Annotated in this window: 19 protein-coding genes and 1 pseudogene; 2 read left to right on the forward strand and 18 right to left on the reverse strand. The window is 76.1% G+C overall.

From position 1 onward, the window contains the following. Position 1: 1 nt before the first annotated feature. The 14 genes from FS882_RS05840 to FS882_RS05905 all read right to left on the reverse strand — a co-directional run bounded on the left by FS882_RS05840 (position 2) and on the right by FS882_RS05905 (position 18719). Positions 2–877 (reverse strand): TatD family hydrolase, encoded by an 876-nt coding sequence (locus FS882_RS05840; protein WP_158372093.1) that lies wholly within the window; start codon positions 875–877, stop codon positions 2–4. Beyond that, positions 877–1827, reverse strand: a complete 951-nt coding sequence (locus tag FS882_RS05845; protein ID WP_158371829.1) for an EboA domain-containing protein — start codon at positions 1825–1827, stop codon at positions 877–879. The genes FS882_RS05840 and FS882_RS05845 overlap by 1 nt, the downstream gene beginning before the upstream one ends. A gap of 14 nt (positions 1828–1841) precedes the next feature. Beyond that, on the reverse strand, positions 1842–2876 hold the full coding sequence (locus FS882_RS05850; RefSeq protein ID WP_187365149.1) for a sugar phosphate isomerase/epimerase family protein: 1035 nt from the start codon (positions 2874–2876) through the stop codon (positions 1842–1844). Further along, positions 2873–3802 carry an SCO3242 family prenyltransferase gene (locus tag FS882_RS05855; RefSeq protein ID WP_262348093.1) on the reverse strand — a complete coding sequence of 310 codons (930 nt, stop codon included), beginning with the start codon at positions 3800–3802 and terminating at the stop codon, positions 2873–2875. The genes FS882_RS05850 and FS882_RS05855 overlap by 4 nt, the downstream gene beginning before the upstream one ends. 263 nt (positions 3803–4065) lie before the next feature. Then, positions 4066–5235 (reverse strand): inositol-3-phosphate synthase, encoded by a 1170-nt coding sequence (locus FS882_RS05860; RefSeq protein WP_222848137.1) that lies wholly within the window; start codon positions 5233–5235, stop codon positions 4066–4068. After that, positions 5232–6242, reverse strand: a complete 1011-nt coding sequence (locus tag FS882_RS05865; protein WP_158371833.1) for a sugar phosphate isomerase/epimerase family protein — start codon at positions 6240–6242, stop codon at positions 5232–5234. Before FS882_RS05865 ends, FS882_RS05860 begins: the two co-directional genes overlap by 4 nt. Positions 6243–6321: 79 nt before the next feature. Beyond that, positions 6322–7467 (reverse strand): hypothetical protein, encoded by a 1146-nt coding sequence (locus tag FS882_RS05870; RefSeq protein ID WP_158371835.1) that lies wholly within the window; start codon positions 7465–7467, stop codon positions 6322–6324. 167 nt (positions 7468–7634) lie between these two features. Further along, positions 7635–8909: a hypothetical protein gene (locus FS882_RS05875; protein ID WP_158371837.1), complete on the reverse strand. Its 1275-nt coding sequence runs from the start codon at positions 8907–8909 to the stop codon at positions 7635–7637. 19 nt (positions 8910–8928) lie between these two features. Next, complete coding sequence (locus FS882_RS05880) at positions 8929–9936, reverse strand: sugar phosphate isomerase/epimerase family protein (protein WP_187365150.1); 1008 nt, start codon at positions 9934–9936, stop codon at positions 8929–8931. A gap of 73 nt (positions 9937–10009) precedes the next feature. Continuing rightward, complete coding sequence (locus tag FS882_RS05885; RefSeq protein WP_262348094.1) at positions 10010–13390, reverse strand: PQQ-dependent sugar dehydrogenase; 3381 nt, start codon at positions 13388–13390, stop codon at positions 10010–10012. A 251-nt stretch (positions 13391–13641) separates the two neighbouring features. Further along, positions 13642–14829, reverse strand: a complete 1188-nt coding sequence (locus FS882_RS05890) for a Gfo/Idh/MocA family protein (protein WP_262348095.1) — start codon at positions 14827–14829, stop codon at positions 13642–13644. 61 nt (positions 14830–14890) lie between these two features. Continuing rightward, complete coding sequence (locus FS882_RS05895) at positions 14891–15949, reverse strand: substrate-binding domain-containing protein (RefSeq protein ID WP_158371841.1); 1059 nt, start codon at positions 15947–15949, stop codon at positions 14891–14893. Between the two features lie 116 nt (positions 15950–16065). Then, positions 16066–17103 (reverse strand): ABC transporter permease, encoded by a 1038-nt coding sequence (locus tag FS882_RS05900; protein ID WP_158372103.1) that lies wholly within the window; start codon positions 17101–17103, stop codon positions 16066–16068. 89 nt (positions 17104–17192) lie between these two features. Then, positions 17193–18719, reverse strand: a complete 1527-nt coding sequence (locus FS882_RS05905; RefSeq protein ID WP_158371843.1) for a sugar ABC transporter ATP-binding protein — start codon at positions 18717–18719, stop codon at positions 17193–17195. Positions 18720–18835: 116 nt separating this feature from the next. On the opposite strand from FS882_RS05905, the gene FS882_RS05910 reads away from it, so the two are divergent. Both FS882_RS05910 and FS882_RS21810 read left to right on the forward strand, forming a co-directional pair. Further along, positions 18836–20032, forward strand: a complete 1197-nt coding sequence (locus FS882_RS05910; protein ID WP_158371845.1) for an ROK family transcriptional regulator — start codon at positions 18836–18838, stop codon at positions 20030–20032. A gap of 167 nt (positions 20033–20199) precedes the next feature. After that, positions 20200–20769, forward strand: a pseudogene (locus tag FS882_RS21810) (DUF6338 family protein); the annotation flags it as partial. A 124-nt stretch (positions 20770–20893) separates the two neighbouring features. Here FS882_RS21810 and FS882_RS05915 read toward each other — a convergent pair. The 4 genes from FS882_RS05915 to FS882_RS05930 form a co-directional block, all read right to left on the reverse strand. Beyond that, positions 20894–21811 carry a 3-methyladenine DNA glycosylase gene (locus FS882_RS05915; protein ID WP_158372105.1) on the reverse strand — a complete coding sequence of 306 codons (918 nt, stop codon included), beginning with the start codon at positions 21809–21811 and terminating at the stop codon, positions 20894–20896. A gap of 38 nt (positions 21812–21849) precedes the next feature. Further along, positions 21850–22812, reverse strand: a complete 963-nt coding sequence (locus tag FS882_RS05920) for a DMT family transporter (protein WP_262348096.1) — start codon at positions 22810–22812, stop codon at positions 21850–21852. Positions 22813–23120: 308 nt separating this feature from the next. Next, positions 23121–23669 carry a TetR/AcrR family transcriptional regulator gene (locus FS882_RS05925; protein WP_158372109.1) on the reverse strand — a complete coding sequence of 183 codons (549 nt, stop codon included), beginning with the start codon at positions 23667–23669 and terminating at the stop codon, positions 23121–23123. A 259-nt stretch (positions 23670–23928) separates the two neighbouring features. After that, positions 23929–25632: a bifunctional 3'-5' exonuclease/DNA polymerase gene (locus FS882_RS05930; protein WP_158371847.1), complete on the reverse strand. Its 1704-nt coding sequence runs from the start codon at positions 25630–25632 to the stop codon at positions 23929–23931. Positions 25633–25641: the final 9 nt, after the last annotated feature.

The following is a 25641-nucleotide window of genomic DNA, read 5'->3' on the forward strand; positions in this document are numbered from 1 at the left end:
GTCACGCGCGCACCCCCCGCAGCACGGAGGAGCCCTCGAAGGTCGCCGGTGCCGGGACCTCCCCCGCGACGAACCCGGGGACCGGGTCGAGCACGAGGTTGCCGGACTGCCCGTAGAACTCGACCGGGTTGCGCCACAGCACGCGGTCGACGTCGTCCTCCGTGAAGCCCTGCTCGAGCATCGTCATGCCGGTGCGCCAGGTCTTGAGCGGGTCGGACCGGCCCCAGTCGGCCGCGGAGTTCACGATCATCCGCTCGGTGCCGTACTCCCGCAGGATCGCGACCATCCGGGTCTCGTCCATCTTGGTGTCGGGGTAGATCGAGAACCCGGCCCAGGCGCCCGCGTCGCGCACGGCGGCGACGGTCGTCTCGTTGAGGTGGTCGACGAGGACGCGCTCTGCGGGCAGCCCCGACTCGCGGACGACGTCGAGGGTGCGCCGGGTGCCGGCCTGCTTGTCCCGGTGCGGGGTGTGCACGAGCACGGGCAGGTCGGCGTCGCGCGCGAGGGCGAGCTGGCGGGTGAACGCCTCGTCCTCCGCGCGGGTCATGGCGTCGTAGCCGACCTCGCCGACCGCGACGACGCCGTCCTTCGCCAGGTACCGCGGGATGAGGTCGAGGACCTCGGTGCACCGCGGGTCGTTCGCCTCCTTCGGGTTGAGCGCGATGGTCGCGTGGTGCCGGATGCCGAACTGCGCGGCCCGGAACCGCTCCCAGCCGAGGAGCGCGTCGAAGTAGTCGACGAACGAGCCCACGCTGGTGCGCGGCTGGCCGAGCCAGAAGGCGGGCTCGACGAGCGCGCGGACGCCGGCGGCGTACATGGCCTCGTAGTCGTCGGTGGTGCGGCTGGTCATGTGGACGTGCGGGTCGAAGATGCGCATCACGGCTCCAGGGTCTCGGTGGTGCGGTGGGGGGCGGGGGCGCGTCCGCCCGGTTCGGGGGCTCCGGTCCGGCCCGAGCCGTCCCGCTCCCCCGGCCGCGTCAGACGGGCCAGGTCCTCGGGCACGGCGCGCCCCGCGGCCCGGCGCTCGGCGGCGAGGTCGCGGGCCATGCGGGCGAGCTCGGCGTCGGCGCGGTCGTCCAGCGCGGCGACCGCGTCGAGGCTGGTGCCCTGGAACACGAGCTTGACCACGGCGTGCCGCCACGTGTGCTGGTCGAGGTGGGCCGCGGCGAACGGGCCGACGGCCGCGGCCACGAGCGAGGTCTCGTTGGCCCGCAGCGCGTCCGCGGCCAGGTCGCGGCCGAGGGCGACGACGGGTCCCGGCAGGGTGGCCGGCGTCGAGACCTCCAGGGCGTCCAAGCCGCGCAGGACGCCGCGCCGCTCGGCGGTGTCGCCCTCGCGGTACAGGTCGGCGAGGTGCGCGGCCAGCCGCTCGGCGTCGCCGCGGTGCGCGTCGGCGAGGGCCAGGACGACGGCGGCGCGGGCGGCGTCGTCGACGGTCCCGTGCACGACGCCGGCCGGGTCGGTCGCGGGACGCAGCGGGGTCCGGCCGACGCGGCGGCCGGCGAGCGGGAACGCCCGGTCGGCGGTCCGGGGGTCGCGGCGCACCTCGGCGAGGGCGTCGGCGAGCCAGCCGGCGTGCGGGGCCCGGGCCGCGGCGACGACCGCGGTGACCGGGGGCGGCGCGGCCGAGGGGCCGTGCGCGGGCGGACCGGCGGACCCGGGCGAGGCGGCGCGGGCGGACCCGGGCGAGGTGGTGCCGGCGGACCCGGGCGAGGTGGTGCCGGCGGACCCCGAGGCAGGCGGGCTCTCGGTGCGCGGGGCGGAGCCCGCCGGCCGCGCGGTGGCGGCGGTCGGTGCGGCGGGGTCGGACGACGTCGTCGGCGTCACGGTGACACTCCCTCTCAGCGAGCGGGTCGGGGCAGGGGTGCAGGGTCGGGTGGGGGGACGCGGGCGGCGAGGTGCGTCCACGCGCGCCGGATCGCGGCGGCCGCGCCGGCGACCTGCCGCGGCGCGTCCCAGGAGTGCCGGGGCAGCTCGACGGCGACCACCCCGGCGTACCCGGCCGGACCCGCGGCGGCCTCGGCGAGCGCCGCCAGCGCGGCGGGAAGGTCGAGGTCGCCCTCGCCGAACGGCCGGTGGTCGTGGTGGGTGCGCGGCATGTCGTCGATCTGCACGTGCGCCAGGGCCGGGCCCGCGGCGGCGAGGGCCCCGGTCACGCCGCCCGGCTCGACGACGAGGCAGTGCCCGACGTCGACCGTCAGGCCCAGCGCGGCCGGGTCCCCGAGGTCGGCGCGCAGCCGCAGGGCGTCGGCGACGGTCTCGACGTGCATGCCGGGCTCGGGCTCGAGGGCCAGTCGGACGCCGTGCTCCGCGGCGTGCCGCACGAGGCCGGGCAGGCGGTCGCGCAGCCGGTCGTCCGCCGCGGCGGAGGTCGATCCGGCCGAGCGGACGCCCGAGAACAGCTGGACGGCGGGCGCACCGAGCGCGGCGGCGACCTCGACCGCCCGGCGCAGGTAGGCGAGCCGCGGCGCCGCGTCGGCGTCGACGAGGGCGGGCGCGTGCTTCCGGCGCGGGTCGAGCAGGTACCGGGTGCCGGTCTCGACGACGACCCGCATCCCCCGGCCGTCGTGCGCGCGGGCGAGCCGGTCCCGGAGCGCGGCGAGGTCGGCGGCGGGCGCCCACGGGTCCAGGTGCGGGAAGCCGAGGGTGAGCGCGACGGCGTCGTACCCGCGCTCCTCCAGCAGGTCGAGCGCCGCGGGCAGCGGGTGGTCGCCGAGGCCGTTGGTGCCGTAGCCGAGCGCGAACGGCAGGGGCGCGACGTCCGCGGAGCCCGCACCGGGGCGGCGAGGCGCGGCCGCGAGGGCTCCGGGGTGCGAGGCCGCCGTCCCCGGTCCGGGGCCGCGCGGCACGGCTGCCGGGGCGGGCCGGGTGGTCACGTCTCGCTCACCGCCCGCGGGCCGGTGACCCGGCGGAGCAGCGCGCCCGCCGCGGCGACGACGCCGAGCGCGAGGGCGGCGTCCGGGCGTCCGGCGCGGGCGGCCCACGCGGCCTGCAGCGGGACCATCGCGCGGATGCCCGCGCCGGTGGCCGCGCGGGCGGCGGACGCGGTCGGGGTCCGAGCGGCCCCGACCTGCGCGGGGAGGCCCTGCGCGAGGTAGGCGGCGACCGCCAGCCCCGTGGCGTACCCCGCACAGCGCCCGGTCGGTCGCCGGGCGGTTCGAGTGGACGGTCCGGCCGGACTCGCCGTCGGCGTGTCGGGCCAGACCGTCCACCCGGGCGGGCCGGACACGCCCGCGAGGGCCGCCGCCGCCACCCCGAGCGAGCCCGCGGCCACCACGCCCGCCACCGCGCGCGTCGTGCCGTGCACCTCGCCGCGGGACAGCACGGTGACCCCCGCGGTGTGCGCGGCCAGCGCGGCCGCGGCGGGAGCGGCGGCGCGCAGGTGCCCCACCCCCGCGCCGAGCAGCACGTCGAGCCCCCGGCAGGCGGCCATCGCGGCCGGGCCGGCGGCGGTGTCCTTGAGCCGGGCGTCGTAGAGCCACACCGCCGCGGCGAGCGGCCCGGCGACGGCCAGCGCGCGCCGACCGCCGCCCCCGACGGCGAGCGCGAGGCCCGCCGCCGCGAGGCCGCCTGCGACCCCCAGGGCGTGGCGCGGGCTCACCCGGCCGGACGGCATCGGGCGCTCGGGGCGCTCGACGGCGTCGACCTCCCGGTCGGCCCAGTCGTTGAGCGCCATGCCCCCCGCGTACAGGCACGCCGACGCCACCGGCAGCAGCACCCGCCGCCCGCCCAGCGGGAGCCCTGCCGCCGACGCGCCGGCCACGGTGTCGCCGAGCACGGTCAGCACGGCGGGCGCGCGCACGAGCTCGAGGTGGTCCCGGAGGCCGGGGCGGCGCCGGCCCGGGACCGGAGGCACAGCCGCGGGGCCCCCGGCTGCCGGACCCCGGGGAGCCCGCTCGTCGCCCGCGCCCTCGCCGGCCGCCGGCTCCCTCCCGGCCGCAGGTGCCGCGTCCGTGCGCCCGTCGAGACCGCGCACCACGGGCACGGGCGGACCCTGCACGGGCGGACCCTGCGCGTCCGTCCCCGGCGGGGCCGCCGACGGCACGACCGTCCCCGGCGCCGCCGTCACGCCACCAGCCCCTGGGCCCAGCGCACGAGGTCGTCCGCCTGGTCCGCCGCCGCGTGCCGGTCGGAGCCCCACGGGTCCTTGAAGAAGAACCCGAGCTCCGGCACCACCCCGGCGGCCCCGCCGGCGTGCGCCAGCGCGAGCAGGCGGGCGAGGTCCAGCACCATCGGGGCGGCGAGCATGGAGTCGTACGCGGACCACGTGGTCTGCAGGGTGATCCGCGAGCCGAGGAACCCCTCCGCGTGCACGTGGTCCCAGGCGACCTTGACGTCCCCGAGGTCGGGGACGTGGTCGATGTGCAGGGGCGTCACGTCGGAGCCGGTGAGATCACGCAGCCCGCGGGTCTTGGAGGCGAGCTTGGACCGCACGGCCTCGGGGTCGGCGAGGGTGGCGCCGTCGCCGCCGCCGAGCAGGTTGGTCCCGGCCCAGGACAGCACCCGCAGCCCCCGGTCGGCGAACGCCGGCGCGAGCACCGTGCGCAGCCAGGTCTGCCCGGTCTTGCCGTCCTGCCCCGCGACGGGCACGCCCGCCTCGGCGGCGAGGGCCTGCAGGGCGCGCAGCCCCATCCCGGCGGACGGCGTGAACCCGGCGTAGGACGCGCCCGCGAGCACGGCGGCGTAGGCCGCGACCGACGACGGCGGCAGCACCACCCGCCCCGGCTCCTGCACCGCCGCGACCAGGGCGGCCGGGTCGTCGTGGGCGGCGCTCGGGTGCGCGGGCGGCTCGGTGGAGGACACGTCGACGACCACGACCCGCGCCAGGTCGTGCCGCGCGGCGAACCCGGTGATGTCCGCCGCGAGCCGTTCGGCGACCTGCTGCTGCGAACCCCCGGGGACGAGCGGACCGCGGTGGCCCGGCCGCACCTCGGCGTCGGCGGCGTCCAGGGCGTGCGCCGTGGCGGCGAGCAGGGGTGCCGGGATCATCCCGGCGTCGACGAGCGCCTCGGCGCGCTTGGCCAGCGACACGTCGCTGACGTCGTGCCCGCCGACGACGAGGTCGCCCCAGGCGGGCAGCGGCAGGCCCGCGAAGGCCGGTGCGGCCGTGACGCAGCCCGCGGCCCCGGCGTGCCCGGCGGCCAGCGCCGCGAGGCCGAGCGCGGCGGTCGTGCCGACCGACCCGCGCGCGCCGACGAGCCACAGCCCGGTGCGCGCGCGGGCGTCGGCGGTCACGCGTCCCCCTTCGTCGAGAACGCGGCGTCGAACGCCGCGTCGGGCGCGTCGAACGCCAGCCGCTTGACGAAGGCGAGGGCCTCCGGCGCGCCCAGCAGCCGGTCCATGCCCGCGTCCTCCCACTCGACGGAGATCGGGCCGGTGTAGCCGATCGTGTTGAGCACCCGGAACGCGTCCTCCCACGGCACGTCGCCGTGGCCGGTGGAGATGAAGTCCCAGCCGCGCCGCGGGTCGGCCCACGGCAGGTGCGAGCCGAGCCGGCCGTTGCGGCCGTTGCCCATCCGCTTCTTCGTGTCCTTGCAGTCGACGTGGTAGATCCGGTCCCGGAAGTCCCAGAGGAACGCCACCGGGTCCAGGTCCTGCCAGACCATGTGGCTCGGGTCCCAGTTCAGGCCGAACGCCTCCCGGTGCCCGATCGCCTCCAGGGTGCGGACCGTCGTCCAGTAGTCGTAGGCGATCTCGCTGGGGTGCACCTCGTGCGCGAACCGCACCCCGACCTCGTCGAACACGTCGAGGATCGGGTTCCACCGGTCCGCGAAGTCCTGGTAGCCCGCCTCGATCACCGCGGCCGGCACGGGCGGGAACATCGCCACGTACTTCCAGATCGACGACCCGGTGAACCCGACGACGGTGTCGACGCCGAGCTTCGCCGCGATCCGGGCCGTGTGCTTGAGCTCCTCGGCGGCGCGCTGCCGGACGCCCTCGGGGTCGCCGTCGCCCCACACCCGCGCGGACAGCATGTCCTCGTGCCGCAGGTCGATGGGGTCGTCGCAGACGGCCTGGCCCTTGAGGTGGTTGGAGATGGCCCAGACCTTCAGGCCGTACCGGTCCAGGATCTCGAGCCGGGAGGCGACGTACGCGTCGTCGTCCCAGCGCCAGGGGTCGAGGTGGTCGCCCCAGCAGGCGATCTCGAGGCCGTCGTAGCCCCACTCGGACGCGAGCCGGGCCACCTCCTCGAACGGCAGGTCGGCCCACTGGCCGGTGAACAGGGTGATCGGGCGGGTCATGTCGGTCTCCTCGTCGAGAGCGGAACACAGATGCTGCGGGGCGCCGGCGCGCGGCGTCCAGGGGTGCGGGCTCCTCAGGTCATGTCGCGGCCCCCTGGCGGGCGAGGGCGTCGGCTACGGCCGCGTCCACAGCGCGCTGGTGCCGGACCTTGCGCCGGCGCCCGGCGAGGACCCGCAGGGCGACGAGCGCGACGACCAGGGCGAGCGCGCCGATCAGCGCCCACGGCACGGCCCAGGCGGCGGCGGAGGCCCTGACGCCGGGGACGGCAGGCGCGGCGTCGGGGGCCGCGGCGCCGGGCAGCGCGACCACCTCGCCGCCGAGCGCGATCGTGGCGGTGGCGCGGACCAGCGGCCACACGCCGTCGACCCGGACGCTGCGCTGCACGGACGCGCCGGGGATGAGCTCGGGGACGTCGACGGCGGCGGCGCGGGCCCGGCCGAGGCCGAACAGGCCCGCGATCTGCACCTGCTCGGTCGGGGCGACCCGGGAGTTGCCGGTGTTCGTCACGGTGAAGGTCACGGTCGCGGCGCCCGGGGCGACGGGGTTGCCCCCGGCGTCGTAGTCGACGCGCAGGCCGGAGACGGCCAGCGCCGGCGCGAGGTCGCCCTGCACCCGCAGGTGCACGCGGGAGCCGAGCCGCCGGTCGACCGAGACGCCCGCGGCGTTCTCGACCAGCAGGCTGGACACGATGCCCGCGGCGTAGTCGCCGGGCTGCGCGTCCTCGGGCACGGTCAGGGTGAACGGGACCTCGGCGGCGGCACCCGGCTCCAGCACGATCGCGGGCGTCTCGACCTGCACCCAGGCCCCGAGCGCGGTCGACTCCTCCCCCGCCTCGAGCACGTCGAGCGTGCCGTCCGGGGTGAGGAAGCCGTCGGCGGCGTACACGTCGAGGGTCAGCGGGGCGTCGCCCTTGTTCGTGACGACGAGGGCGTCGGAGAGCGTGCCGCCGGGCGGCAGGGAGTACGCGAAGTTCGGGCGCTCGGCGCCGTGCACGGTGTCGGCCGGGCGCACTCCCCAGGTGACCTGGGTGCTCGCGGCGGCGGGGTCCGCGGTGGCGGGGTCGGCCGCCGGGTCGGCGGGCGCCGGGTCCGCGGCGGCGGGCGCGAGCGCGGCGGTCCGGACCGGGGCCGGACCGCCGCCCGCGGCGGGCAGGGCGCCAGCCAGCGCGAGGGCGACGGCGGCCGCCAGCGCGGCGAGGGCGGCGGGGACGCGGGTCGGGGTCACGGCGGGGCCTCCGGGTCGACGGTGACGACGGGTGCGGGTGGTGCGGCGGTGCGGGTCGTGCGGCGGTGGGGCTGTCGCGGACCGGCGGGCGGTCCGGGCGGGTGGTGCCGCCCCCGCCCGCCCGGGACGAGGACCGGGCGGGCGGGGACGGGGACTGCGGGCCGGCGTCAGCTGAGCGCGGTGAGCGTCAGCGTGGCCGTGTAGGTGCCCTGCGGGGCGTCGAGCGGCAGCTGCAGGTCGAGGTCGGCCCCGACGAGGGACGAGCCGCGGGCGTGCCCGGCCTCGGCCTCGGCGAGGGTGCGGGCCACGGACAGGCCGTCGCCCTCCTCGAACCCGGACGGCACCGCGGGCCCGGCCACGGCGTCGCCGCCGTTCTCGAGCACCTCGGGCGTCCAGCCCAGGTACTTCGACGACAGGGTCTCGCCCCCGGCGACGAAGTCGCTGACCTGCGCGGTGATGGACCACTCCGGGTCGCCCGCGCGGGTGTCGTGCACGCGGACCGGGACGATCTCCCCGGTGGCCCGGTACCGGTCCTCGAGCTCCTCGGCGACGCCGAGGTTCACGAGGCCGGACGTGCCCTCGAGCGACCAGACGAGCTCGCCCGCCCGCTGCTCGGGCACGGTGACGGCCAGCGCCTGGTCGCCGGCGGCCACGGCGCCCGGCGCCTCGCCGGTGTGGTCGCCCTCGACGCCGCCCGCGGTGTTGCCCGGGCCGAACGCCGCGGCCGGGTCGTTGTCCGCGAGCCGGATGGTGCCGAGGACCGTGGTGCCGGCGACCCGCAGGTTCGCGGTGTTGCCGGTGAGCACGAGGTCGCCGCCCACGGTGTTGCCGAAGGTGTCGGCCGCACCGTCGGCGGTGGCGCCGACCAGGACGTCCCGGCTGGAGCCGGTGACGGAGAGGGTGCCGCCGACGACGGCCCCGGCGACGTTCACGCCCCAGTCGGAGTCGGAGATCGCCACCTCGCCCTCGACGCCGGTCTGCAGCAGGTCGACGTAGGTCGCCGCCTGCGTGGTCAGACCGCCCCCGATGGACGAGCCGGTCACCTCGACGTCGAGACCGCCGGCCGCCACGCTGCCGCCGACCTCGAGGTCGTTGAGGTAGAGGAAGCCGACGCGCGAGCCCGTCGTGTACGCGCTCACGTCGCCGTCGACCCGGGTGCCGTCCAGCAGGACGCCGTACGCGTCGGTGGCGACGACGTCGCCGGTGACGGTCACCGACGTGGCGTCGAGCCAGGCGTCCGCGCCGACGGTGATGGAGCCCTCGACCGTCGCGCCGGCGAGCACGCAGTCCGCGCCGGCCGGGACGACGAGGTCCCCGGTGATGGTCTGGTCCCCCAGGTCGGTGGTGCAGTCGGTCGAGGCCGCCTGCGCCACCGTGCTGCCGAGGGCCACGAGCCCGAACGCGCCGACGAGCGCGGCGGGCACCGAGTAGATCCGCTTCATGTCCGTGTCTCCTTCTCGCTCAGCCGCGCAGGCCGGCGATGGCGTCGTAGCTGCGGTCGGCGTTGCCGAGGGAGTTCAGCGGGTTCGGCGGCTCGGCGACCGTCGCCGCGTTGTCCTGCTCGTACAGCCCGAAGTGCTGGCCGCGCGTGCGGAGCTGGGACAGGAACTGCTGGTACGGCAGGTCGCCGGCGCCGAACTCGATGATGTCGTAGCCGTTGGCGCTGGCCTCGTTGGCCTTGCCGTCCTTCAGGTGCAGCAGCGGGTAGCGCCGCGGGTTGCGCAGGACGTAGTCGACCGGCTCGAACCCCGGGTACTTGTGCTGCCCGACGTACGCCCAGTAGATGTCCATCTCGAGGTAGACCAGGTCCGGGTCGGTGTTGTCGTAGAACACGTCGTAGAGCCGGACCGACGGGTCGACCGGGTCGAACCGGAACTCGCCGTCGTGGTTGTGCTGGTAGAGCTTGAGGCCGGCGGCCTTGACCTGCTCGCCCCAGCCGTTCCACTCCTCCGCGGCCGCGAGGTAGCCCTCCTTGGTCGCGGTGTTCGTGGGTGCGTTGCCGGTGCCGAGGTGCGGCATGCCGAGGGTGTGCGCGATGTCGATCTGGTTGGCCAGGTCGGTGCGCAGCAGCTGGGTGCTGACGTGCGAGCCGACGGCCTTGAGCCCGTTGTCGTCGAGGAGCTGGCGGATCTCCGCCGGGGTGATGGCGCCGACGTTGCCCTGGGTGTAGCCGGCGAACTCCACCTCCGCGTACCCGATCCGGCCGAGCTCCTCGAACACGGCCCGGAAGCCGAGCGAGCTGACCTTGTCGCGGATCGTGTACAGCTGGATGCCGATGCGGTTGGCCGGGACCAGGCGGGTCCGCCCGGTCGTCGGCGCGGCCGCGGGCGCGAGGCCGGCGGCCGAGGCCCCCGAGGCGCCGAGGGCGGTCCCGAGCCCCACGGCCACCGTGGAGGCGCCGAGCGCCTTCATCAGGGACCGCCGGCTCAGCGGCCGGTTGGGGATCGAGGCGTGCTGGTGCGTGCTCATGTCTCTCCTTCGAGACGGCCGGCGGGCCCGGGCCGGGCTGCGGTGCAGCCCGGCCCGGGTCACCGGCGCGCGGTCAGCTGCGGACGGTGAGGGTGGTGCTGGTGGTGGAGCCGGAGATGCCGGCCGTGCCGCCGTAGGCGACGTCGACCTTGTAGGTGCCCTCGGGCAGGCGCCCGAGGGAGACGACGCTCGCGCCGGAGGCGTCGAGGGTCCCGGTGAGCGTGGCGACGGTCTGGTTGTTGCGCTTGACCGTCACCGTGACGTCCCCGGCGGCGGCGACGCCGCTGCCGGTGGTCACCTGGACGGTGGCCTTGGCGGCGACGGCGGGCTTGACCGGGTTCGGCGACACCGTCGCGGCCACCGTGGAGGTGGTGCGCGCCACCGTGAGGCGGACGGTGCCGGACGAGGGCTTGAAGACCTCGCCGCCGACGAACGACGCGGTCACCGTGTGGGTGCCGACGCCCAGGGTCGGGTCCAGGGCGACGACGGCGGTGCCGTCCGCGCCCAGCGTGCCGCGACCGACCTCGGTCTCGCCGACGGTCAGCACGACCTCGCCGGAGGCGACGCCCTCGGCCGCGGAGACCGCGACCGTGACCTCGCCGGGGGCGCCGAACGGCACCCGACCCGCGGCCACGGCGGCCGTGGTGGTGGTGTCGACGGTGGGCTCCTCCGGGGCCTCGAGGTCGATGGTGAACTGCACGGAGCCCACCTCGGAGACCAGCCCCTGGGTGTCGGTGGAGCGGTACCGCAGGTCGTACGCGCCGCTCTCGGAGAACGTCACGCCGTACTGCTGGTTCGCCGCGAGGTTCGTCCAGGTGGCCCCCCCGTCGCGCGAGTACTGCACGCTGGCCAGCGCCCCGTTGTCCGCGGCCTGCACGGCGAACCGCACCGGCTCGGTGAAGACGCCGCCGGCACCGGTGGGCGCCGCCGGGGTCAGGGTGTGCGCCACGGTGGGGGCGGCGGTGTCCGCGACACCGGGGCCGACCATCGTGATCGCGTCCACGGCCAGCTCGTCGGCCGAGGTGACGACCAGGTCGCCGGTGCCCTCGGGGGCGTCGAAGGCGATCTCGACGTCCTTCCAGCCCGCGCCCGCCGGGATGGTGGCGGTGGCGAACGGCGCCGCGTCGGCAGCGCCCCAGCGGAGCTGCACCTCGCCGCCGCCGCTGGCGCGGACGACCGCGCCGGTGATCCCGCTGAAGCTCACCGGGGTGAACGTCAGGGAGTCGCCGGTGCCGAGGCCGCGGACCGCGTTGCCGGCCGAGGCCGTCTCGTCCGCGTACACGGTGACGCCGGTGCGTGCGGCGTGCTCGGCCTGCTGCTCGCGCGGGTTGAGGCGCAGCGTGGCCTCGCCCGACGCGGCCGGCAGGCCGTTGGCGCCCGCGTCGCGGTACGTCACCACGACCGCGCCGTACAGCAGCGCGCCCGGGCCGTGCTCCGGCGAGTCGGCGTTCGTCTTGAAGGCGCCCTGGCAGCCCGTGCCCGAGACCTCGGGGTGGGCGTGCTCGTCGTGGCCCAGGCCGTACGTCCAGGACACGCGGCTGCAGTCGGTGGTCGTGCCGTCCTCGGCGTCCTGGGTGGTGACCCGGAACGGCACCGCGTCGCCCCAGGTGAAGAAGCCACCGTTCTCCGGGTAGGTGAGCGTGACCTCCGGCGCCTGGTTGCCGACCGAGATCGGGTGCGAGGTGAGCGTGAACTTGCCCTCGGGGTCGGTGACCTTCAGCCGCGCGGTGTACGCCGCGATCGCGGTGTAGGTGTGCTCGGCCTCGACGCCGGTGGCGTCGAAGGTGCCGTCACCGTCGAAGTCCCACGCGTAGGTCAGCGCACCGCCCTCGGGGTCGCTCGACGCCGAGGCGTCGAACCGGACCGTGAGCGGGGCCGACGAGGAGGACGTGGGCGTGGCCGTGAACTCGGCGCGCGGCGCCTTGTTCCCCTCGGCGTAGGCGATCCGGTACAGGCCCGCGTCGGGGTTGGCCCGGAAGAAGCCGTCGCCGTAGTCGAGCACGTACATCGACCCGTCCGGGCCGAACTCGATGTCCATCGGGTTGTCGATCGGCGGCCAGCCGTCGGCCGTGATCGCCGCGTTCGGCGTGACGTCCTCGATGTGGGTCACCTCGTAGGTGTCCCAGTCGACCGTGAACGCCGCGATGTAGTCCTGCGAGAACTCGCCGAAGAACGCCTTGCCCTCCCAGTAGGCCGGCCACGCGTCGGTGCCCGCGTCGGCGGGCCGGTGGTACACCGGGCCGCCCATCGGGCCCTGGCCGTTGCCCGTGCCGAAGTTCACCAGCTCGTCCCGCGGCTGGTCGCCCGGGGCGTCGCCGTAGTAGAGCGTCGCCGGGCGCGCGGGCGGCAGGTCCGTCAGCCCCGTGTTCCAGCGCGAGTCGTTGACCAGGTTCTCCGGGTCGAAGAACGCGCCGGGGGTGTTCGTCGCGAAGTCCCAGTCGTTGTAGGCGAAGTTGTCGCCGGTCACGTACGGCCAGCCGGAGTTGTGCGGGTCGTCGAGGCCGACGACGTTCCACTCGACGAGGCCCATCGGCCCGCGCCCCGCGGTGGCCGCGGCCGCCTTGGTCGCGTCCGGGCCGTAGTCGCCCCAGGACAGCGAGCTCGTCTCGGGGTCGACGTCGAGCTTGAACGGGTTCCGCACGCCCATCACGAAGATCTCGGGCCGGGTGCCCTCGGTTCCCTCCGGGAACAGGTTGCCCTCGGGGATCGTGTACGACCCGTCCTCCTCGACGTGGATCCGCAGGATCTTGCCGCGCAGGTCGTTGGTGTTGCCCGCGCCGCGGCGCGAGTCGAAGCCGGGGTTCATGCCCGGGGCGTCGTTGTTCGGGGCGAAGCCGTTGGCGCCCGGGGTGCCGGCCGGCGTGTTGTCGCCGGTGCCCAGGTAGAGGTTGCCGTCGGCGTCCCAGTCGAAGTCGGCGCCCACGTGGCAGCACTGCCCGCGCTGGACCTCGACGTCGAGGATCTGCTGCTCGGAGGCCAGGTCCAGGCCCTCCCCCGTCCACTGGAACCGGGACAGCCGGTTCACGCCGACCCACTGGTCCCAGTAGGACTCGTCCTGGCCGGCCGGCAGCGTGTTCGGCGCGGAGCCGGCGGGCGTGTTCCCGGGCGGGGCGTACACCAGGTACACCCAGTTGTTCTCCTCGAAGTCCGGGTCGATGCCGATCGACTGCAGACCGTCCTCGGAGTTCGCGTACACCGGGATCGTGTTCGTGATCCGGGTGACGCCGGTGGCCGGGTCGGTGAGCCGGATGTCGCCGTTGCGGGCGGTGTGCAGCACCCGGCCGTCGGGCAGCACCGCGAGGTCCAGCGGCTCCCCGACGTCCTTGGTGAGCGTCGTCTTCTCGTAATTGTCCCAGTCGAGCGCGGCCTCCGCGCCGGGCTCGGCCCCGTGGTCCACGCCGTCGTGGGCCACCACCGGTCCCGCGCCGAGCGCGAGCCCCGTCACGGTGAGCACCCCGGCGAGGGTGAAACCCACCATTCTCCTGCCGCGCTGCGAGCGCGGCTGCGTACGATCCATGAGTGATGCAGCTCCTTACGGGATCTCGTCACAGAGGTCGGGCTCCTGCGTCGTCCCCACGGTTCGGGAACCCGGCCTCGTCAGCCGGCCGACGTCGTCGTCGGCCGTGGCGCGGTCCCCACCTCCTCCCCGTCGAGCGGTGAGCTGATCGTGCGGTTGCTCCTGCGGGCGGGTCGCCCCCGGGCCGGTCAGCCCAGGGCGACCCACCGGCTGTCGTCGGCCGCGCTGCGCTCGACGGCGTCGAGCACGCGCTGCACGGCGAGTCCCTCGGCGAACGACGGCGACGGGTCCTCGCCCGCCGCGATCGCGCCGACCAGGTCGACGACCTGGTGGGTGAACGCGTGCTCGTAGCCGAGCCCGTGCCCCGCCGGCCACCAGTGGCCGACATAGGCGTGCTGCGGCTCGGTCACGACGATCCGGCGGAACCCCGCGACGGCGGCGTCCTCGGTGGCGTCGTGGAAGTGCAGGACGTTCATGTCCTCGAAGTCGAACGACAGCGACCCCCGGTCGCCGTTCACCTCGAGCCGGATCGCGTTCTTGCGGCCCGTCGCGAACCGGGTCGCCTCGAAGACCCCGAGCCCGCCGCCGGAGAGGCGGGCGAGGAACACCGCGGCGTCGTCGACCGTGACCGGGCCGCGCGCGGCGTCGGGGCCGGCGGCCGAGCCGTGCAGCCCCGCGAACGCGGCGGCCACCGGCCGCTCGTGCACGAACGTCTCCAGCAGCCCGGAGACGCCGGTCAGCCGCTCGCCGGTGATGAACTGCGCCAGGTCCACGGCGTGCGAGCCGATGTCGCCCAGCGCGCCGGACCCGGCCTGCTGCTTGTCGAGCCGCCAGGACAGCGGCGCCTCCGGGTCGGCGAGCCAGTCCTGCAGGTACTGCACGCGCACGTGCCGCACCGCGCCGATCCGGCCGTCCGCGACGAGCTGGCGCGCGAGCTGCACCGCCGGCACCCGCCGGTACGTGTAGCCCACCATCGACCGCACCCCGCGGGCGGCGGCCGCCTCGGCGGCGGCGACCATGGCCTCCGCCTCCGCGATCGTGTTGGCGAGCGGCTTCTCGCACAGCACGTGCTTGCCGGCCTCCAGCGCGGCCACCGCGATCTCCGCGTGCGTCCGGCCCGGGGTGCAGATGTCGACGAGGTCGACGTCGTCCCGGGTCACCACCTCCTGCCACGACCCGGCTGTCTCCTGCCAGCCGAGCCGGTCCGCCGCGGCCTTCACCGCGGCTGCGTCCCGGCCGCCGAGCACCCGCATGACCGGGGTGCGCGGCAGGTCGAAGAACCGGGGTGCGGTGCGCCACGCCTGCGAGTGCGCGGCACCCATGAACGCGTAGCCCACCATGCCGACGCCGAGCGGCGCGGCCGTCGTCCCGTCCATCACGAGACCTCCTTGCCTGGGCGCGGGTGGCGCCGGCGACCGGCGCCACCCGCGGACCGGATCAGGACTCGAAGGCCGAGTCGATGTACTGGTCGACGTTGTCGGCCGTGACGACCGGCGCGAACAGCTGGACCGTGCGCGGGACGCCCGAGGACGCGAGGTCGCTCAGCGACTTCTCGTGCGCCACCAGCCGGGCGAGCTTGATGCCGTCCGCCGCCTGGGTCGACGGGTAGATGACGGTGGCCTCGACGACGGAGGCCTCGTCCTGGATCTCCCGCATCATGTTCGCCGAGCCGGCGCCGCCGACCAGGAAGAACTCGTCGCGGCCGGCGTTCTCGATGGCGGCCAGGACGCCGACGCCCTGGTCGTCGTCGTGGTTCCAGATCGCGTCGATCTGCGGCGCGGCCTGCAGCAGGTTCGCCGCCGCCTGCTCGCCGCCCTGGACGGTGAAGTCCGCGGCGACCCGGTTGTCGACGTCGAGGCCGCAGTCCTCCAGCGCGTCCGCGAAGCCCTGGCTGCGGTCCTGGGTCAGCGGCAGCGAGTCGATGCCGGCGATCTCGGCCACCACGGCGTCCGGGTTGTCGCCCAGCCGCTCGCAGATGTAGGTGCCGGCCGACACGCCCATGCCGTAGTTGTCGCCGAGCACGGTGGCCCGGGACGCGAACGGGCTGGAGAACTCGCGGTCGACGTTGATGACCGGGATGCCGGCCTCCATCGCCTGCGTGGCGACGTCCGTGAGCGCGCCGCCGTCGAACGGCAGCAGCACGATCGCGTCGACGCCGTCGTTGATGAAGCCCTCGATCTGGCTGATCTGCACGTTGACGTCGTTGGTGCCCTCGGCGACGCGGAGCTCGACGTCCTCGTACTTGTCGGCCTCGGCCTGGGCGGCGGTGGTGATCGCGCCCATCCAGCCGTGGTCGGCGGCCGGTGCCGAGAACCCGATGACGACCGTGTCGCCGGCCTCGTCGTTGTCGGAGACCGCGACCGGGGCGGCCTCGGTGCCGCCGTCGTCCTCCTCTGCGGGGGCGTTGGAGGTGCAGGCGGCGAGGAACGCGACGGACAGCACGGCGACCGGCGCGAGGACGCGGCCGCGGCGGCGCGTGGTGCGGGTGGTGGACATGGGATCTCCTTCGACGATGTCCGGGGTCGTGCGGGCAGGGTGGGGCGTGCGAGCGGGTCGGACCCGGTCGCGTGGGGGTGGTGCGTGGGGTGCTGAGAGGCGCGGGGCGCCCCGGGTCAGGTGCGGGCGGTCCGCGGGGTGCGCGAGGTGAAGCGCTGCTGCAGCAGGACGGCGACGACGATGATCGCGCCCTTGATGATCTGCTGGACCGAGGAGTCGAGGTTGTTCTGGATGAAGATGTTGGTCAGCGTCTGGAAGATCAGGACGCCGATCACGGTGCCGACGATGGTGCCGCGGCCACCCGCCAGGAGGGTGCCGCCGACCACGACCGCGGCGATCGCGTCGAGCTCGTAGAGCAGGCCGTTGGTGGACGAACCCGCACCGGTGCGGGCCAGCATCATCACCGCGGCGATGCCGGCGGCCAGGCCGGCGAGGCCGTAGAGGTACATCGTGTGCCGCTTGACCGCGATGCCTGCCAGGCGGGCGGCCTCGGGGTTGCCGCCCACCGCGACCGTGCGGCGGCCGAACGTCGTCCGGTTCAGCAGGAACCAGCCCGCGACGGCGACGACCGCGAAGATCCACACGATCTTCGGCACGCCGAGCAGGTTGCCCCGGAACGTGTCCTCGAAGGACTGCACCGAGACCAGCTGGGTCCGGCGCTGGGCGATCAGCTCGGCGAGGCCGCGGGCGGCGACCAGCATGGCGAGTGTCGCGATGAACGCGACCACCCGGCCGTAGGCGATCAGCACGCCGTTGACCAGCCCGGCGCACAGGCCGACCGCGAGAGCGCAGCCGACCATCACGATCCAGCCGTACTGGTCCGCCATCTGCTGCGTCGCCACCGTGGTGGCCCACACCGACGCGAGGCCGAGCACGGACCCCACCGACAGGTCGATCCCGCCCGCCGTGATCACGAAGGTCATCCCGATGCTCAGCACGCCGACGATGGCCGCGGAGCTGAGGATGACCAGGACGTTGTCGATGCTCGCGAACCGGCTGCCCGCGGTGATGTAGCCGACCACGCAGATGAGCGCGAGCGCGATGACGAGGCCGAAGATGCGGGCGGAGCCGCCGCCCGCGGGGCCGCGGCGGGAGCGGCTGTGCTCCCGGGCGACGCGCTCGACCCGGCCGGACTCGTCGGCGGCGGGCGGCACGGGGGTCGCGCCGGCCGAGCCGGGCGCGGGGGTCGGGCCCGAGGGGGCTCCGGGCGTGCCCGGGGGCGGGGCGGAGAGCTGGTGCTCGCTCACGCGGCACTTCCTTCCATGACGAGGTCGAGCACGGCGTGCTCGTCGATGGCGGTGGCGGGGCCCTCGTGCACGACCCGGCCTTCGGACACGACCAGCACCCGGTCCGACAGACCGAGCACCTCGGGGATCTCGCTGGAGACCACGACGACGGCGGCGCCCTCGTCGGCGAGCCGGCGGACGAGCGCGTAGATCTCGGCGCGCGCCCCGACGTCGACGCCGCGGGTGGGCTCGTCCAGCAGCAGCACACGGCAGCCGTGCACCAGCCAGCGGGCGAGCATCGCCTTCTGCTGGTTGCCGCCCGACAGGGTGCGGATGGCGCGGTCGACGCCGGTGGGCCGCAGGTCGAGCGCCTCGGCCTGCTCCTGCGCCGTCCGCCGCTCGGTCCGCTCGTCGAGCAGCCCGCCCTTGGCGAACCGGCCGAACGTCGACAGCGTGATGTTGCGGTACACCGGCTCGTCGAGCAGCAGGCCCTGGGCCTTGCGCTCCTCCGGGGCCAGGCCGATCCCGGCGCGGACCGCCGCGGTGACGTCGCCGGCGCGGAGCCGCCTCCCGCCGACCTCGACCGTCCCCGCCGTGGCCCGGCGCGCGCCGTAGATGGTCTCGAGTATCTCGGAGCGCCCGGAGCCGACCAGGCCCGCGAGCCCGACGATCTCCCCGGCCCGGACCTGGAGGTCCACGCCGGTGAAGGCCCCGCGCAGCGCCAGCCCTCGCACGTCGAGCACCACCGGGGCGTCGGGAGCCAGGTCCGTGCTCGGGGGGAAGGCGTACTCGACGTTCCGGCCCGTCATCAGGCGGATGAGCTCGCGCGTCGGGGTGTCCCGGGCCGGCAGGTCGCGGGCGACGGTGCGCCCGTCCTTGAGCACCGTGATCCGGTCGCCGATCGCGCGGATCTCCTCCATGCGGTGCGAGATGTAGACGATGGCCACCCCGGCCGACGTGAGCTCGTGGACGACGCGGAACAGGTTCGCCACCTCGTCCGAGTCGAGCACGGCCGACGGCTCGTCCATGACGATGACGCGGGCGTCGTGGGACAGCGCGCGGGCCATCGAGACGATCTGCTGCGCCGCGGCCGGCAGCGAGCCGACCTCGCGGTGCGGGGAGATCTCCGGGTGGCCGAGCCGCGCCAGGATCTCCTTCGTGCGGCGATGCGCCTCACGGCGGCGGGACACCCCGCCGGTCGCGAGCTCGTGGCCGAGGAACACGTTCTCGGCGACGGTGAGGCCCCCGACCACGTCGAGCTCCTGGTACATCGTCGCGACCCCGAGCTTCAGGGCCGCCACCGGGGTGGCGATCGTGACGACCTCGCCGTCGACCAGCACCTCGCCCTCGGTGGGCTGGTGCGCGCCGGCGAGCACCTTGATGAGCGTCGACTTGCCCGCCCCGTTCTGCCCGAGCAGGCAGTGCACCTCCCCCGGCAGCACGTCGAGGTCGACGCCGTCCAGGGCGCGGGCTCCGGGGAACTGCTTGACGATGCCGCGCATCTGGAGGAGCGGCGGCGTGTTCGGTGGGTCCACGGTGACCATGTGAGGAACCTATGAGGGACTTTCGTCCCGGGTCAAGCAAAAGTTGCTCCGGGTTTGTCCGAGTTACCCGATCGTGACGAACACAAGTCGGGGGACTTTCTGGTTCACTAGGCGCCATGCAGGACGTCGTCAAGCTCCCCACGCGGCACGCGGGCGCCGGGGAGCTGTTCCAGCTCCTCCGCGACGGCCGCCCCCGCACCCGGGCCGACCTGGCCGCCGCCACCGGCCAGGGGCGCTCCACCATCAGCGCGCGCGTCGAGGCGCTCATGTCCGCCGGGCTCATCGCACCGGCCGGCGAGGCCTCGTCGACCGGCGGCCGGCCGCCCGCGACCTTCGCCTTCGAGCCCAGCGCGCGGGTCGTGCTCGCCGTCGACCTCGGCGCGACGCACGTCCGGCTCGCGATCACCGACCTCGCCTCGCGGGTGCTGGTCGAGGGCGAGGCACCGTTGGCCATCGCCGACGGGCCGGACGTCGTCCTCCCCTGGGTCGCCGAGCACGGGCGCAAGCTCGTCGCCGAGGCCGGGCGCTCGCTCGAGGACCTGGTGTCGGTCGGCGTCGGCCTGCCCGGGCCCGTCGAGCACGCCACCGGCCGGCCGATCAACCCCCCGATCATGCCGTCCTGGGACGACGCCGACGTGCGCGGGATCCTCTCGGCCGAGCTCGGCGGCGCCGACGTCCTGGTCGACAACGACGTGAACCTCATGGCGCTCGGCGAGCACCGCTCCGCGTGGCCCGACGTCGACGACATGCTGTTCGTCAAGGTCGCCACCGGCATCGGCTCCGGCATCATCTCCGACGGCGAGCTGCGGCGCGGCGCGCAGGGCGCCGCCGGCGACATCGGCCACATCGCCGTCCCGGGCGCCGAGGACGTGCCCTGCCGGTGCGGCAACCTCGGCTGCCTCGAGGCCGTCGCCTCCGGCCGTGCCCTCGCCGAGCAGCTCAGCCGCGACGGCGCCGAGGCCCGGGGCGGTGCGGACGTCGTCGCCCTCGTCCGCGCCGGCGACCTCGCCGCGGGGCGCGCGGTCCGGCAGGCCGGGCGGGAGATCGGCGGCGTGCTCGCGGCGTGCGTCAGCCTGCTCAACCCCTCGCTGGTCGTCATCGGCGGGGTCGTCGCCGAGGCCGGGGAGCACCTGATCGCGGGCATCCGCGAGATCGTGTACCAGCGGTCGCTGCCGCTCGCGACGCAGCACCTGCGGATCGTCACGTCCCAGGCACGGTCCGAGGTCGGGATCCTCGGCGCGTCGGCCATGGCCGTCGACCACGTGCTGTCGCCGGTGGCGATCGACGCGCTGCTGGAGGCGCGGATCGCCTGACGCGGGGACACGGCCCGCACGCGCAGCGGGGGTCGAGTCCTCCACAGGCCGTGCGGCGTGCGTCGTCCCCAGGGGGGACCCGCGGGCGACGCGGGGGGAGGCGCGGTTCCCTGGCGTCGGGGGCATGACCTCGACCACGTGCTCGCACCCCGACGGGCCCGTCCGCCGTGCCTGAGACGTGGGCGCAGGCGGCCGTCGTCCTCACGCTCGTGGTGCCGGGGTTCGTGTACCGGGCCTCGTGGCAAGCCGTGGCGGGGCCGGACCCGGCGCGGCCGGACTTCGGGACCCGGGTGCTGCACGCGATGGTGGCCACGGGCGTGTTCGCCGGGCTGTACGCGGGGGCGTTGGGGCCGGCGCTCGTGTCGGTCGCCCGCGAGCCGGCCCTCGCACTCGACGACATCCGCGGCGCGGCGACCACCTGCGTCCTGCTTGCTGTCGTTGTGCCCTGGGCTGCGGCGAGGGCGTGCTTCGCGCTCGCGCGCAGCCGTGCGTACCGACGCCTCGTCGCGCGGTCGCTCACCACGCTACGCCTCCGACCACCGCGTCCCGCGCCGAGCGCCTGGGACTACGCATTCGCCCGCGTCCGGCCGGGCTGGGTGCGCGTCCTGTTCGCGGACGGTCGGTGGCTCGGCGGGTGGTACGGCGACGGATCGTTCGTGAGCTCGTTCCCCGACCCGCAGGAGCTGTTCGTCGAGGAAGGCTGGGTCGTCGAGGACGACGGCCGGTTCAGCCACCCCCGTCCACGCCGGCGACCCCGGAGGGCGTCCTGCGCCTCGACCGTGAGGAGCAGGAAGCACGGGAGCGACGCCGGGGCGCGGCGCGGACGGCACGCTGGCCATCGTGAGCGTCGCCGCCGCACGGTCAGGCGGTGTGGACCGCCGCACCGCCCGGCACCGCCGCACCGAGCACCGCGTCGCACGCCACCAGCAGCCGCGCCCGCAGGTCCTGCGAGGCGGTCGCGAAGCCGCGCTGCCGCCGGACGTACTCCGCCTTGCCGTCGGACGTCTCGATCGCGATCGCGTCGAGGCCGTAGGACGACACGTCGTACGGCGACGCCTGCATGTCGACCGTCCGGATCTCGCGGGCGAGCGCGAACGCGTCCAGCAGCAGGTCGCCGGGCACCGCGGGCCCGAGCTTCACCGCCCACTTGTAGAGGTCCATGTTCGCGTGCAGGCAGCCGGGCTGCTCCATCGCGACCTGCGTCTCGCGCGTGGGCTGCAGGGTGTTCCGCGGTGCGGCGTCCGGGGTGAAGAACCGGAACGCGTCGATGTGCGTGCACCGGATGCGGTGCCGCTCCACGACCGCGTCGGTGCCGGCGCCGCCCAGGCGCAGCGGCAGCGGGTGCCGGTGCTCGCCGTCGCCCTCCCGGTAGACCATCGCCCACTCGTGCAGCCCGAAGCAGCCGGTCGCGGCGGGGCGGCCCGCGGTCGCGGAGAGCAGGGCGCGGACGTACCGCACCGTGTCGCCGCGGTCGGCGAGGAAACCGCGCAGGTCGAGGGACACGGTCCCGTCGGCGTCGGCCCGGTACCAGCGCCAGCCGGCGTGCGGGGCGTCGGCGGCGCCGGCCAGGGAGACCCCCGCACCCGGGTGCCAGCGCCGGAGCTGCGCGGGCTTGGCGGGGTAGTACTCGAACAGGAAGTCCTCGATCGCGTGCCGCTCGCCTCCCCGGGCGCGCCGGGCGCGGTGGCCGGCGGTGAGCGCATCGGCACGGGCGGCGTGCGCCTCGGCGTCGGCGCGCCACTCCGCAGGGCCGAGCAGGACCGTGCCGTCGGCCCGGATGCCGCCGGGTGCGGCGGGTGCGGCGGGGGCGGCAGCGGTCACGGCGTCCAGGGTAGGCGCCTCCGGGAGCGCGGTTCCCACCGCGCGCGGCGCACGGGTGCGGTCAGCACCGCGAGGCACGCGACGACGAGCGCCACGCCGCCCCAGCCCGCCAGGGGCAGCCGCTCCCCCACCACGAGCACCGCGAGCACCGCCGCCACCGCGGGTTCGAGCAGGGTCAGCGTCGTGGCCGTGCTCGCCCGCACGTGCCCGAGACCCCAGCCGAACAGGACGTACCCGCCGAATATCGGGACCAGCGCCATGTACACGCCGACTGCCGCGTTCCCCCACGACGCCACGAGCGGGGCGCCCGTCACGGCCAGCACCGGGAGCAGCAGGACGCCGCCGGTGCCGAACACCGCGCCCATCGCCGCACGCGACGGCACGCCGGCACGCATGAGCCGGTGCGCCACCCAGGAGTACAGCGCGTACGTCGCGCCGGCCACGAGGCCGAGCAGCACCCCCACCGGTGCGCCGGCCGCCGACGTCGACGCGGCGCCGCCCGCGTCCTGCCCGCCCGCGTCCTGCCCGCCCGGGTCGTGCGACCCCGCGAGGGCCTGCGCGGCGCAGAGCAGCACGATCCCGGCCAGCCCGATCGACGCCGCGACGAGCCAGCGGCGGGACAGCCGCCGCCGGTCGACGAACCGCTCCACGAGTGCCGAGGCCAGCGGCGCCGACCCGAGCGAGACCACCGTGCCGACCGCCACCCCGGCGAGCCGCATCGAGGAGTAGAACGCCAGCGGGTACGCCGCCACGGCGGCGGCGCCGAGCAGCACGAGGCGCCGGCGGTCGAGCAGGGTGCGCGCGTGCGCGGCGACGGCCCGCCGCGCGACCCCCGCTTGCAGCAGTCCGCCGACGCCCATCGCCGCGGCCCCGATCGCGAGCGGCCCGACAGCCGGGGCGAACGTCGCGGCGGTGCCCGTCGTGCCCCACAGCACCGCCGCCGCCAGCACGGCGAGCACCCCGACGCCGCCCCCACCCGCGACGCTCGCGCCCGTCCTCGCGCCCGTCCTCGCGCCCGCTCTCGCGCCCATCCTCGCCGTCGCGCCGGCCCCCGCCGTCGCGCCGGCCCGTGCGCCCGCCCTCGCGAGCTCCTGCACCACCGCGCCCGCCCTCGTCCCCGCGCGATCCGACCCCATCGAGACGGCACCTCGCGGCTGTGCCGCGGCGGCGGCACGCAGCCGAGAGGTGCCATCTCGGCGATCGGGCGGGGGCGCGGCGGGCGGGGTCGCGGGCGTGCGCGAGGGCGGGGTGGCGGGGTGGTCGGTGGTCATGCGGTCGCCAGGAGGTCGGCCGCCAGGGTGCGGGCGTGCCGCAGGCGGGTGTCGTCACCCTCCAGGCCGGCGCGGGCCATGGCGCCCTCCAGGAGGAAGGCCAGGTGCTCGGCGAGCGTCGTCGCCCGGACGGGGTCACCCGGCAGCAGGTCGGCGAGGTGGCCCGCGACGATGGCCTCCACCTCCTCCTTGTGCGCGCGGACGACGGCGCGGCCGGGGTCGCCCGCGGGCAGCTCGGCGGCGGCGTTGAGCAGGCCGCACCCGCGGAAGCCGCGGACGTAGCCCGCGTTGGCGTGGTCGGCGTACGCGTCGAAGACCGCGAGCACCCGCGCGCGGGGGTCGTCGCCGGCGGTCGCGAGGCGCGCGTCGTAGAGGTCGAGCCACTCGGCGTGCCGCGCCGCCAGGTAGGCGGCGACGAGGTCCGCCTTGGACGCGAAGTTGTTGTAGAGGCTCATCTTCGCGACGCCCGCGTCGGCGGTGATGGTGTCGATGCCGGTGCCGGTGATCCCGTCCGCGTAGAACCGCGCCGCAGCGGCCGCGAGCAGGCGGTCCCGCGCCGGCCGCCTGCGCCCGGCGGTCGCCGCCGCTCCCCCGGCGGCCGATGGGCGCCCGCCGGTCGTCGGCCGCCCGCCCGTCGTCGGCCGCCCGCCCGTCGTCGTGCCCCCGGCCGTCGTCGGCCGCCCGCCCGTCGTCGTGCCCCCGGCCGTCTCCGTCCGGTCCGCCGCCGCCCCGGCCCCGCTCGTCGTGCGCGCCACGCCCACCTCCGCCGAATAGGTAGACCTGTCTACCCACCGAGTTGCAGGATCACACGGCGTCGGCGTAGCTGTCCACCACCGAGACGTCCAGCGCGAACTCCACCGGCGTCGCCCCGAACAGCAGCCGTCCCGCCTCCACGGCGGACTCGCGCACGGCCTCGGCCACCTGGTCGGCGACGTCGGCGGGCGCGTGCACCACGATCTCGTCGTGCAGGAAGAACGCCAGGTGCGGCCGCCCGGGCAGCTCCAGCAGCCGCCGGCGCAGCACCGCCATCCAGCACAGCGCCCACTCGGCGGCGGTCCCCTGGACGACGAAGTTCCGGGTGAACCGCCCCCAGTCGCGGGACCGGCGCCGGGCGTCGCGCGCGTCCTCGGGGGCGGCGCCCTCGGCGGAGGCGGCCTGCCGGGCGGCGAGCCACGCGGCGCTCGGTGCGGGCGACGACCGGCCGAGCCAGGTGGTGACCTGCTTGCCGCGCTCCCCCGCCCGCGCGGCCTCCTCCACGAGCGCGACGGCGCGGGGGTAGGCCCGCCCGAGCTGGGGCATGAGGACCGCGCTCGCGCCGGTGGTCGCCCCGTAGATGGCCCCGAGCATGGCGTACTTGGCCTGCTGGCGGTCCGCGACGATCCCCGCGTCGACGACGGCGGCGTACAGGTCGGCCTGCCGGCCGGCCGCCGCCATCGCCCCGTCGCCGGACATGGCGGCGAGCACCCGCGGCTCGAGCTGCGCGGCGTCCGCGACGACGAGCCGCCGCCCCGGGTCGGCCCGGACCGCGTCGCGGATGACGGCGGGCAGCTGCAGGGCGCCGCCACCGCTGCTGGCCCACCGCCCGGTGACCACCCCGCCGGGGACGTAGTCGGGCCGGAACCGACCCTCGTGCACCCAGCGGTCCAGCCAGGCCCAACCGTTGGCGGACAGCAGCCGCGCGAGCTTCTTGTACTCGAGCAGCGGCTCGCGCACGGGGTGGTCGAGCGCGCGGATCTCGGACGTCCGGGTCGACGGGACGTCGAGGCCGGCGGCGCGCAGGGCGCGGAGCAGCTCCGGCTGGGAGTCGGGGTTGAGCCCGGGCCGGTCGAGGGCGGCGCCGACGCGCTCCGCCAGCGCCGCGAGCCGCTCTGGCCGCGCGCCGTCGCGGGGACGCGGCCCGAGCAGCCCGGTCAGCAGGGCGTCGTGCAGGTCCGGCCGGAAGGGCAGGCCGTCGTGCCGCATCTCCGCGGCGATGAGGGCGCCGGTGGACTCGGCCGCGAGCAGCAGCCGGAGCCGGCCGTCGTCGCCCGCCTCGGTGAGGGTCGCGAGCTGGCGGGCGAGCTCGGCGGCGACGTCCGGTGCGGCGTCCGGGACCGCAGCGGGCAGGTCGTCGAACAGGCTGAGCTCGTCGGCCTCGTGCGGGCCGGTCCCGCCCGCGGCAGCCGCGCGGTCCCACGGGCCCTCCGGCTCGCGGGCCAGGGCCGTCGCCGCGCACCGGGTCGACCGGCGCAGGATCGTCCGGCACAGCCGCAGGTCGTGCGCGCGCTCGACGCGGACGCCCGCTGCGAGCAGGTCGGGGTACCAGTGCTCCGTGTCGTCCCACACCCACCGCGGGTGGTCGGCGGCCTCCCGCTCCCCGACGACGCGCGCGAGGTCCTCGCCGGCGACGGGGACCGCCTCACCGACGGCACCCGCTTCCGCGGCGGCGGCGTCGCGGGCCTCGCGCAGCAGGACGCCGCCCGGCCGGTCCGGGTCGACGGCGACGAGGACGAGGGGCACGCGTCCCATTCTCCCCGC

It is taken from the genome of Cellulosimicrobium cellulans, assembly GCF_007679345.1.
In the GTDB taxonomy this organism is placed as follows: Bacteria; Actinomycetota; Actinomycetes; order Actinomycetales; family Cellulomonadaceae; genus Cellulomonas; species Cellulomonas cellulans_A.